Consider the following 9955-nt stretch of genomic DNA (forward strand, 5'->3'; position numbering starts at 1 on the left):
AGAGGTTAGAAAGGGATTCCTGGCGTTGGTTGGCAGCCCGGTCGGCCGGGAATCGCGACAGAGTGGGAATTGCGCCGGCCTTGGCCGGCGTTGCGGCGTCAGCCCCCTGACGGCGCGTCGCCGGTGGCCTGGGCCGCAGCGGCAGCCGCCTTGCGGGCAGCCTTGGCCAGCTTGGCGGCGATCAGAAAACCGGGGTTGATGGCCAGGCACTGCTCGGCCGCTTCCACGGCCCCGGCGAATTCTTCCAGTTCGTAGAGCACCCGGCCAAAGTTGAACAGCAGGTTCTCGTCGTTCTCGCTGGCCGAAAGCGCCTTGCGGTAATAATCCCGGGCCAGGGACAGCAGCCCGGCCTTGCGCATCCGGATGCCGAATTCATTGAAGAGAAATTTGTTGTCCGGACCAAAGGCCAGATCAATGCCCATGATCTTGTCGAAAATCTCCCGGGCGTCGTCGAGCTTGCCCCCGGCCAGATAGGCATTGCCCAGGCCAAAGATGGCCCGCAGGTTCTCCGAGTCGAATTCCAGGGCCTTTTGAAACGATTCCTCGGCCCGCTCCAGCCGCCCGGCCTCCAGATGCTTCTCGCCGCGCGAAAGCTCCAGCTGCATGGACTCCATGCGCGGCTTGACCAGATTGTAGTACATGAGCGGCTCAGGCTTGAACCTGCTTAAGAATTCCTCTTCGGGCACAGGCGTCACCTCGCCGCTGGGCACGCTGTTGCCGTTTAATGCCTGGATGCGGATGCCTGTTTCAGGTGTCTTCTCGGCGTAATAATACAGCACCCGCTCCCCTTCCTTGGTGGTGGTGCCGATGCCCATCTTGTAGGACTCCCGCAGCGACACGGCCACGGCAAAACGCTCTGCTTCAAGTTTGGCTGCCATACAACCTCCAGCCGTCCGGACATCAGCGGTCTCAGGGTGCGCTGTTGCGCCGCACCAGCCTAGCATGCTTCCGTGTCGGATGCATCACGCTTCCCGGTCCGCCCCAGCGACGGCCCCGGCCCCAGACGCACGAGCCGCGAAACGGATCGGCGAAGGCGCAAAATAATCTTCAATTTCAGCACATAACACACGTAAGGAACAATTTTTCCTTGCCAGCCCTTGCGGGGTCCGATATTCTTTTCAATATTCGCTCAAACCCGTGACGATACCGCGTGTGGTGCGTGAACTTCCTCCCGGGACCTTGTGCGACGCGACGCTGACGGAGTCATAACACCGAGTGCGCACAGACTGCTTTCTTTCCTTCCGCCGTCATATCCGACGTATGCACTCCAACAGTCAGGCCTATCACGGCCCTGCGGCCGATGGGATCGTCCTGGGAAGGAGCGTAGCCGGCGGGTAGCCCTCCTCCGTCCACGCTTCGCGTTCGCTGACGTCAACCGTTTTGGGAGTCGGTGTCTCATGTCCAAAAACATCTATGTTGGCAACCTGCCCTTCCGCACCACCGAGGAAAACGTCCGTGACCTGTTTGCCGGTTACGGGGCCGTCCAGTCCGTCAAACTGATTTCCGACCGCGAGACAGGCAAACCGCGCGGCTTCGGATTCGTGGAGATGGACGACGACGCCGCAGCCGACGAGGCCATCCGGGCCCTGGACGGGGCCGAGTTCGAGGGTCGAAGCCTCAAGGTCAACGAGGCCAAACCCCGCGCTCCGCGTCCCCCCCGCCGCCCGGCCTGGTAATCGTCCGGCAAACCATCTTTCCTCCCGGGTCCGGCCTGTCCGGACCCGGGAGTCTTTTTTTGACCGGCCCGGCTGGCCCTTTTCTTGCTTGCCTGCCCAAGTCCCCCCGGAGGCATCCATGCACGTCAAATATCTGATCATCGGAGCCGGCCCAACCGGCCTTGGCGCAGCCAACCGGCTGGCCGAGCTCGGCGAGAACGACTTCCTGGTTCTGGAACGCCAGCCCTACGTCGGCGGCCTGGCCGCCAGCTTCACCGATACCGCCGGCTTCACCTGGGACGTGGGCGGCCATGTGGTCTTTTCCCACTACCAGGCCTTTGACCGGCTGCTCGCCGAACTCCTTGGCGACGAGATCCTGCGCCACCAACGCGAATCCTGGATTCGCGCCGCCGGGACCTTCGTCCCCTACCCCTTCCAGAACAACATCCGCCGCCTGCCGCCAGACCTCGTCTGGGAATGCGTCGAGGGCCTGCTGGCCGCCGGGCGCGAGGCCGCAACCAACGTCCACCCGGCCCCGCCGGCCCATTTCGGGGAATGGATCGACCGGGTCTTTGGTCCGGGCATTGCCCGGCTGTTCATGACCCCCTACAATTTCAAGGTCTGGGCCCATCCGGCCGAGACCATGTCCCACCGCTGGATCGGCGAACGGGTGTCGGTGGTGGATGCCGCCCGGGTGATCAAAAACATCATCTACGCTGCCGACGACGTGGCCTGGGGTCCCAACAACACCTTCAGCTTCCCCTTGTCCGGCGGCACGGGCGAAATCTTTCGCCGCCTGGGAGCCCGGTTTGCCGACCGGGTGCGCCTGGGCGAACCGGCCCGGCGCATCGATGCGGCCGGCAAAACCGTACTGGCCGGTTCGGGTGCGACCATCAACTACGACCATCTGCTGGCCACCGGCCCCCTGGACCTGCTGGTGGCCGAGCAGCTCGCGGACGCAAGCCCGGCCATGCGCCAGGCTGCGGCAACGCTCAAGCACAGCGGTTCCCACATCCACGGCCTGGGCTTTGCCGGCGCGCCCCCCGATCCCCGCTGCTGGATGTATTTCCCGGAAGCCGATTGCCCCTTTTACCGGGTCACCAATTTTCACAAGTATTCGCCGCGTAACACCCCGGACCCCGACGGCATGACCGCGCGCAGCCGGGCGCTTATGACCGAGACCAGCTTTTCCGCCTACAAGCCGGCCGATCCGACCACCCTGACCGCCGACACCCTGGCCGGACTGGTGGCCACGACGCTCATTGCCCCGGAAGACCTCGCCCGGCATAAGGCCACCTGGGAGATGCGGGTGGAGTATGCCTATCCCATCCCCTGCCTGGCCCGCGACGCCGCCCTGGCCCTGCTCCAGCCGGAGCTCGAACGCCGGGGCATCCAGTCCCGGGGACGCTTTGGCGGCTGGAAATACGAGGTTGGCAACATGGACCATTCCATCATGCAGGGCATCGAGTGGGCCGAACGCGTGGTGCTTGGCCGGCCGGAAACCGTCTACACGCTGTAAGCCGCCCCCTGGTTGACGCCGGCGGCCTGATCTGAAACACCTCCCGGGCAGGGCGGACCCGCCCAAGGAGCATTGATGTCCATTACGACCACGTCCGACAGCGCCCTGTATGCGGCCCGGCGCGACCGCCTGCGCCGCACCCTGGCCGCCCTTGGCCACGAGGCCCTGCTCGTTTCCCACGCCGCCAACCGCTTTTATTTAAGCGGCTTTGAACTGCATGATCCCCAGTGCAACGAATCGGCCGGCTACCTGTGCGTCACTGCCGACGGCCGGGACTGTCTGTTTACCGACGCCCGCTACCGCGACGCCGCCCTTCGCCTGTGGCCCGAGGCGGACCTGTGCATCTACGGAGCCGGCCGGTTTGCCGCCATGGCCCGGTTTGTCAAAGACCGGGGCGTGCGCCGGCTGGCCTTTGAAGCGGCCGGCCTGTCCTTTGAAACCCACGCCCGGCTGGCCGAACACATCCCGCTGACTGCGGCCGGGATGCTGGTGGAGCCGCTGCGCCTGCGCAAGGATGCCGGCGAGATCGAGCGGATGCGCCGCTCGGCCGCCATCAACCACGGGGTCATGGCCAGCCTGCCGGACATCCTCCTGCCCGGCCGCACCGAAGGCCAGGCCGCCTGGGAGATCGAGAAGCGCTTCCGGGAGCTTGGGGCCAGCGAACTGGCCTTTGCCCCCATCGTGGCCGTCGACGCCAATGCCGCCCTGCCCCATGCCATTCCGGGCGAAACCGTCATCACCGACGGCTGTCTGGTGCTGGTGGATGTGGGCGGCCGGGCCTTTGACTACTGCTCGGACCAGACCCGCACGGTCTGGGTGGGGGACACGCCGCCCGAGCGGTTTGCCACCATGCTCGCCCGCGTCCAGGCCGCCCAGGCTGCGGCTCTTGACCGGCTCGGGCCGGGCATGAGCTTTCGCGAGGCCTACGCCCTGGCCCGGGAGGTCTTTGCCCGGGAAGGCGTGGCCGAACGGTTCACCCATTCCCTGGGCCACGGCATCGGCCTTGAGACCCATGAGGGGCCAAGCCTCAATCCATCGGCCGACGGCCTGCTCGAACCGGGCATGGTGGTGACCGTGGAGCCGGGGTTGTACTACCCCGAGTGGGGCGGGGCCCGGTGGGAGCACATGGCCCTTATCACCGAAACCGGCTGCGAGACCCTGTGAGCCGGCGCAACCGGCCCCTGCGCCGCCGCCGCCATCCGGTGCCCCGCCTCTCGGCCCGGCTCTATGTGCGCCTGCTCCCCCGGCATGTGGCGCTGCTCACCTTCCTGCTCCAGGCCGAGGACAATCTGGCCGTGCCCACGGTGGTGGACCGTTTCGCCGCCGTGGTGCGCCTCCTCTACAGCCCGGACGAGGCCGGCCGGGTGGAAGGATTTCTGCACGACTTGACCGACATGTGCCCCGAGGCCACGGTCTGCCTGCGCCCGTAACAGGCATTTTCCATTGCATTTTCCAGAGATAACGGATAATTTTTATCAGGTATTTCGATAGTAATCATCCCTTTGTCCGGCCAGACCGGCTCCTCGGTGACTTGCCATGGCCCACGCCGACTCCCCGTCCAGACTGCTCATCGTTGATGACAACAGCGACAATCTGGCGCTTATCCGCCTGTTCCTGGAAAGCGACCACTTCGCCATCGACGAGGCGATAAACGGCACCCAGGCGGTGGAGCTTTTCGCTGCCAACGCCTACGATCTGGTGCTGATGGATCTGGAGATGCCGATTGTCGACGGCTATGAAGCCACCCGGCGCATCCGGGCCCTGGAGCAGGCCCGGCACAGCAGGCCGGTGCCCATCCTGGCCCTGACCGCCCACGCCCTGGACGAACACCGGCTGCGCTGCCAGGAGGCGGGCTTTACCGATTTCCTGGTCAAGCCGGTCCGCAAGGCGGCCATGCTGCGCGTCCTTTTGGCCCATCTCGGCCTGGGCGAGCCACTGCCGGCCAAGACCGGCCCGACCGCTCGCGGCGACGTCCCGGACCCGGCCCGGCTGGTGGCACTGCTGCCTATTTTCTATGAATTTTGCCAAAAGGCCCTGGACACGGCCCAGGCGGGAATGCGCGCCGGCGACCTGGAGGCGGTGCGCGCCCAGGGGCACAGGCTCAAAGGATCAGCCGGGTCGTATGGATTTTCCGAACTGGCCCAAGCCGGTGCCGCCCTGGAAAGGGCTGGAGAACACCGGGATGGGGTCGCCGCCGCCACGGCCTGGGAATGGGCGTCGGCCTTGCTCGCCAAGGCCCGGCTGGACTGGCCGGCCTGAGGCTGCCGCCACGCCCGGCTCCGGCCTAGCCGGCCGCCGGTCCGATCAGCCCGGCCACCTTGCCCAGCAGCGTGGCCTCGCCAAAGGGCTTTTCCAGCACCTCGTCGGCCCCGAAAATGGTGGCATGGCCAAGCAGGTCCATGCCGATCTTGGCCGACCCGCCTGAGATGGCCATGACCTTGCAAGACTCGCAGTGCCCGCGCAGCGCCTGCAACACTTCCAGCCCGTCCATCTCCGGCATGAAGATGTCGAGAATCACCAGATCCACGGCCTGCCCGTCCAGGACCGCCATGGCCCGCCGCCCGTCGGCAGCCTCGCAGACGGTATACCCGACGCTCTCCAGATACAGCCGGATCAGAGCGCGGATACTTGGATCATCGTCCACGACCAGTACGGATTTCACGGTGCCTGATCCTCCGGAATCGGTTTGCGGGGCGCCTTCCTGACGCGGGGAACATGGATGGCATTGTAATAAAAGGCCCGGGTTGCCACGTCAAGCAATCCTGGCCGCTGCCCCTGCCACGGGGCGGCGCTAGCCGAAATCGTACATGTCGAGCAGCTTGCCGTCGCGGCTGATCAACAGCGGGTCGACCATGCTCTTGCCCCGGGATTCCCCGGTTTCCATGCTCATGGTGCGCCCGTCGTAGAGCATTCCCGTGACCACGGTCTCCTCACAGTAAAGGTCCGATAACCGGTCCACGGCAATACTCAGCTTTTCCGGATCAAAGGGCCCGGTGAAATCCGGCAGGGAAAAGACCATCTCGCCCTTGTCCACCGCGCCGAGCACGGCCAGCACCTCGTCCTCGCCGAGCCGTTCCAGGAACCCGTCGAGACGCAGCCGGTTTTCCACCAGCGTCGTGCCCACGGCCGCAAGTTCCATCCCGCCCTGGTCATGGCGGACGGTCAGCCCCAGGCTGTGGTCCAGGCTGGCCCCGGTGCGGTGGTGGAACTTCGGGGCGGACAGCCAGCCCCGCCAGGGAAATCCCACGTCCTCGGCGTATTTGATGGCCAGACGTTCATCGAAGTAGAGCACGCCCTTGAAACAGTTGCCGGCGAAATAGGGCGTGTTGTTCTTGCCCCAGCAATGCCGGTAAATCTTCTGGACAAAGGCGCGGGACAGGGAGGAGACGACAATCTGGTCGATGTCGCCCTGGGTCGTGATTTCAAGAGCCATGGCTGCGGGTCTCCCGTTCGGGTCCATCGTGACGTGGCGCGACCCTACCGCGCCCCCGGCTTTTGGGCAAGCCGGCGGGGCCGTTGGCCGTTACAAACGGAAAAAGGCCCGGGCGTTGTCGCCGGCAAGGCGCCAAAGATCAGCCACGGGAAGGCCGAGCAACTCGGCCACGCGCCGGGCCGTGAACACGATCAGGGCCGGCTCGTTGCGTTTGCCGCGCCAGGGTTCGGGCGCCAGATACGGGGCGTCGGTTTCCAGAAGCAGGCGCGTTGTATCCAGCCCGGCCACGGCCTCGGCCAGGGCGGTGTTTTTGCGATAGGTCACCGGGCCGGGAATGGAAATATGAAAGCCGCGCGAGGTGATTTCCCGGGCCAGGGCGGCGTCGCCGCCAAAGCAGTGCCACACCAGCGGCCGGCCCTTAAAGCCCAGGTCGTCGAGGATGGCCAGGGTGTCGGCCTCGGCCTCGCGGCTGTGGACGGCAACCGGCAGGTCAAGCTCCCGGGCCAGGGCCAACTGGTCGCGAAAAAGCTGCTTTTGGGCTTCGACGGTGGTCGCATCCCAGTAGTAGTCCAGCCCGATCTCGCCCACGGCCCGCAGGTTGGCGTCGCCTCGAAACGCCGCCTCCATGGCGGCCAACGCGCCGGGGAGAACCTTGGCCGCATCGCAGGGATGGATGCCGAGCAGGAAAAAGACCTCGGGCCGGTTGGCAAAAAGCGCCCGATTGGCCTCGTAGGCGGCCGGCCCCAGAAACACGTTGCCCACTTGCGCCAGACCGGCGGCCGCAGCCCGGTCAAGGATGTCCCCAAGTTCGTCCGGCGAAAAGCCCTCGCCGTCGAGATGGGCGTGGCTTTCCACCCCAACCCGGGGCAGGCCGAGGCTTATCGGATCGGGTCGCTCTGCTTTTTTCTTCGACACCTGTGCCGTCCCCCTGCTTTGAAGCGCTGCCGCGTTGACGCCCGAGCGCCCGGCACGTAGGAGTGTGATCGTTTTTAGGAAACACCGTCGCCCAAGGAGGCCGGCCCCTTGCCCACTGGCCCTTTGTCCTTCCTGGCCGGCCTGACTGGCCTGAGCCATGCCTTCCTCGCCGTTGGCGCGCGGGTGGCCGCCGCCCTGGCCGTCTTTGTGGCCGTGACCCTGGTCCTTCGCCTGCTGTGCCGCCGGAATGTCATTAGCTGCTCGTTGGGGGGACTCGTCAAGTGGCTTTGCGGCCTTGGACTTTTATGGCTGCTCCAATGGAGCCTGCCGCAGGACGCGGCCGACAAGGGCCAGACCGTCTTTTCCCTGGCCGGCCTGATGTCGCTGTGGATGATTGCCCGAAACGGCGTGGACTTTTTCTTTTTAAAGATCTCCCCGGTCCGGGGCGACGGCAAACCCGGCCGCCACATCCTCCAGGATCTCACCAAGTTTCTCATCCTGGCCGTCCTTTTCGGCTGGGGGATGCGGGACATCCTGGACATCCAGCTCGGACCGCTGCTCACCTCTTCGGCCATCCTGACCGCCGTCATCGGCCTGTCCATGCAGGACACCATCGGCAGCCTGTTTTCCGGGCTGCTGCTGCAAATCGAAAAGCCCTTTCAGGAGGGTGACTGGATTCGCGTGGGCGACGTGGAAGGCCGGGTGACCGAGGTGACCTGGCGCTATACCAAGGTCGTGACCCTGGACGCCAATGCCGTGCTTTTGCCCAACAACACCGTGGCCAAGGAGCGTCTGGTCAACTACGACCGGCCGGCTTCGTACCTGCGCCAGATCATCAGCATCCCGGCCCCGGTGGACGCACCGCCCGTGGCCGTCAAATCGGCCATCCTGACGGCCCTGCGCCGGGCCGAGGGGGTCCTTCGCGACCCGGCCCCGGCCGCCCGGCTCCACGAAATCCAGCCCGACCGCATCGTCTACGTCGCCGTCTTCTACATCGCCGCCTTCAACGGCCGACTGGCCGCCATCGACGCCGTATTGTCCACCATCTGGTACCAGTTCATGGAACAGGGCATCGCCATCCCGGCCCCCATGCGCCAGATCGTGATGACCGAGCGGGCCGAAAACGTCGTCGCCACCCCGGAACAACTCGCCGCCCTGGCCGAGGTGGGGCTGCTTTCCGGCATGGCCGAGGCAGACATGCGCCTGCTCATGCGGGCCTCGGTGTCCCGGTCCTTTTCCCCGGGCCAGACGGTCATGGCCAAGGGCGAGACCGGCACCACCATGAACATCATTCTGTCCGGGCTGGTCGGGGTGTATTTAAACGACCGGGAGCTGGCCCGATTGTCGGCCGGGCAGATTTTCGGCGAGATGGCCCTGCTGACCGGCGAACCCCGGCAGGCCGACGTGCGCGCCCTGGAGCCGACGGTGTGCCTCGTGGTCGACCGCGAGGGCTTTCGCATGGTCCTGGCCCGCCATCCGGTGGTGGTCGACCGGGTGCGGACCATTTTCGAGACCCGGGCGGCCGCCAACCACGCCTCTTCCAAACCCGATGCAACCGCCGAGGCGATGAGTCTTTTCGCCCGGTTCAGGAATCTCTTTTTATGAAAACACCCCCCCTCCGCCACGGCCGGCCCCTGCCGGTCCTCGGCGCGGTCGGCTTTGCCGGCGCGGCCCTGCTTGTGCTTATCGGACGCGAAATAAGCGGGGCCTACCCCGACCATACGGCCATGGTCGTCGTTCTGGCCGCCCTCTGCCTGGGGCTGGGGGTGTTTCTCGGGACACGCCTTGTCCGGCGGCTGCCAAGAAGCTGTGTCCCGGCCGACTGTCTGGCCCCGGCCATGGGCCTTTTGGCCGTGGCCCTGCCGGCGGCCCTGCTCCTTTCCCGGCTGGAGCGGGGGTTTCTTGTCGCAGCCAGCAGCACGTTTCTCCCCCCGGCCCTTGTCGGCGCGCTGGCGGCCGGGCTGGTCCCGCTCGGCGTGGCCCTTGGCGCGGCGGCGATCCTGGCTGCTGCCGCCGCCCGGCAAGGCGAACCAGGGCATCCCCGCAAGACCCTGCTCTTTTTGATCGGCGGAGCGGTGCTTGGGGCGCTGTTCGTGCCGTTGGTGGCCGTGCCCAAGCTCTCGCCCATAAACGCCTGCCTGGATCTGGCCATCGGCTGCACGGCCGTTGGCTTGCTCAGCGCCGCCGCCGCGCCCGCCGACAACCGCAAATACGAAACCTGGCTGTCGCTTCTGGCCATCACCTTTGTGCTGCTGCTGCCGCTGTCCGGGCTCTTTGACGACAAGACCAACGCCTGGTGCCGGCCGGACGCCGTCGCAACAGCCCCGGCCGCGCCGACGACGCCTGCGCCTGCGCCTGCGCCTGCACCTGCGCCTGCGCCGTAAACCCGCCGCCGGTTCTGTTTCTCAGAGATGCCTCCGGCGGCCGGGGGGG

11 protein-coding genes are annotated in these 9955 nt (G+C 66.1%); 7 read left to right on the forward strand and 4 right to left on the reverse strand.

The annotated features are described in order from the left end of the window. Window positions 1–98: 98 nt before the first annotated feature. The gene (locus DVDV_RS20435; RefSeq protein WP_075356424.1) at window positions 99–878 is read right to left on the reverse strand and encodes a tetratricopeptide repeat protein; all 780 of its coding nucleotides are present in this window, start codon (window positions 876–878) and stop codon (window positions 99–101) included. A gap of 519 nt (window positions 879–1397) precedes the next feature. On the opposite strand from DVDV_RS20435, the gene DVDV_RS20440 reads away from it, so the two are divergent. From DVDV_RS20440 to DVDV_RS20460, 5 genes are all read left to right on the forward strand, one after another. Further along, window positions 1398–1676, forward strand: coding sequence for an RNA-binding protein (locus DVDV_RS20440; RefSeq protein WP_075356425.1), 279 nt, complete (start codon window positions 1398–1400; stop codon window positions 1674–1676). 118 nt (window positions 1677–1794) lie between these two features. Beyond that, entirely contained in the window at window positions 1795–3174 is a 1380-nt protein-coding gene (locus tag DVDV_RS20445; RefSeq protein WP_075356426.1) for an NAD(P)/FAD-dependent oxidoreductase, read from the forward strand. Between the two features lie 75 nt (window positions 3175–3249). Continuing rightward, a complete protein-coding gene (locus DVDV_RS20450) occupies window positions 3250–4338 on the forward strand; it encodes a Xaa-Pro peptidase family protein (protein ID WP_075356427.1) in 1089 nt (362 codons plus the stop codon). Next, window positions 4335–4604, forward strand: a complete 270-nt coding sequence (locus DVDV_RS20455; RefSeq protein WP_075356428.1) for a DUF4911 domain-containing protein — start codon at window positions 4335–4337, stop codon at window positions 4602–4604. The genes DVDV_RS20450 and DVDV_RS20455 overlap by 4 nt, the downstream gene beginning before the upstream one ends. Window positions 4605–4710: 106 nt before the next feature. Further along, window positions 4711–5433, forward strand: a complete 723-nt coding sequence (locus DVDV_RS20460) for a response regulator (protein ID WP_075356429.1) — start codon at window positions 4711–4713, stop codon at window positions 5431–5433. 25 nt (window positions 5434–5458) lie between these two features. Here the strand turns inward: DVDV_RS20460 and DVDV_RS20465 are convergent, their stop codons facing one another. The 3 genes from DVDV_RS20465 to DVDV_RS20475 all read right to left on the reverse strand — a co-directional run bounded on the left by DVDV_RS20465 (window position 5459) and on the right by DVDV_RS20475 (window position 7522). Continuing rightward, complete coding sequence (locus tag DVDV_RS20465; protein ID WP_075356430.1) at window positions 5459–5836, reverse strand: response regulator transcription factor; 378 nt, start codon at window positions 5834–5836, stop codon at window positions 5459–5461. A gap of 129 nt (window positions 5837–5965) precedes the next feature. Then, window positions 5966–6607 (reverse strand): hypothetical protein, encoded by a 642-nt coding sequence (locus tag DVDV_RS20470; RefSeq protein ID WP_075356431.1) that lies wholly within the window; start codon window positions 6605–6607, stop codon window positions 5966–5968. 90 nt (window positions 6608–6697) lie between these two features. Further along, window positions 6698–7522 (reverse strand): TatD family hydrolase, encoded by an 825-nt coding sequence (locus DVDV_RS20475; RefSeq protein WP_075356432.1) that lies wholly within the window; start codon window positions 7520–7522, stop codon window positions 6698–6700. 108 nt (window positions 7523–7630) lie between these two features. On the opposite strand from DVDV_RS20475, the gene DVDV_RS20480 reads away from it, so the two are divergent. Both DVDV_RS20480 and DVDV_RS20485 read left to right on the forward strand, forming a co-directional pair. Next, a complete protein-coding gene (locus tag DVDV_RS20480; RefSeq protein ID WP_075356433.1) occupies window positions 7631–9127 on the forward strand; it encodes a mechanosensitive ion channel family protein in 1497 nt (498 codons plus the stop codon). Then, window positions 9124–9906, forward strand: coding sequence for a hypothetical protein (locus DVDV_RS20485; RefSeq protein ID WP_075356434.1), 783 nt, complete (start codon window positions 9124–9126; stop codon window positions 9904–9906). Before DVDV_RS20480 ends, DVDV_RS20485 begins: the two co-directional genes overlap by 4 nt. Window positions 9907–9955 lie beyond the last annotated feature (49 nt).

It is taken from the genome of Desulfovibrio sp. DV, assembly GCF_001936595.1.
Lineage (GTDB): Bacteria > Desulfobacterota > Desulfovibrionia > Desulfovibrionales > Desulfovibrionaceae > Solidesulfovibrio.

Coding starts and splice junctions, on each gene's coding strand:
- DVDV_RS20435 (WP_075356424.1), bottom strand. CDS start 878: ATGGCAGCCAAACTTGAAGCAGAGCGTTTTGCCGTGGCCGTGTCGCTG.
- DVDV_RS20440 (WP_075356425.1), top strand. CDS start 1,398: ATGTCCAAAAACATCTATGTTGGCAACCTGCCCTTCCGCACCACCGAG.
- DVDV_RS20445 (WP_075356426.1), top strand. CDS start 1,795: ATGCACGTCAAATATCTGATCATCGGAGCCGGCCCAACCGGCCTTGGC.
- DVDV_RS20450 (WP_075356427.1), top strand. CDS start 3,250: ATGTCCATTACGACCACGTCCGACAGCGCCCTGTATGCGGCCCGGCGC.
- DVDV_RS20460 (WP_075356429.1), top strand. CDS start 4,711: ATGGCCCACGCCGACTCCCCGTCCAGACTGCTCATCGTTGATGACAAC.
- DVDV_RS20470 (WP_075356431.1), bottom strand. CDS start 6,607: ATGGCTCTTGAAATCACGACCCAGGGCGACATCGACCAGATTGTCGTC.
- DVDV_RS20485 (WP_075356434.1), top strand. CDS start 9,124: ATGAAAACACCCCCCCTCCGCCACGGCCGGCCCCTGCCGGTCCTCGGC.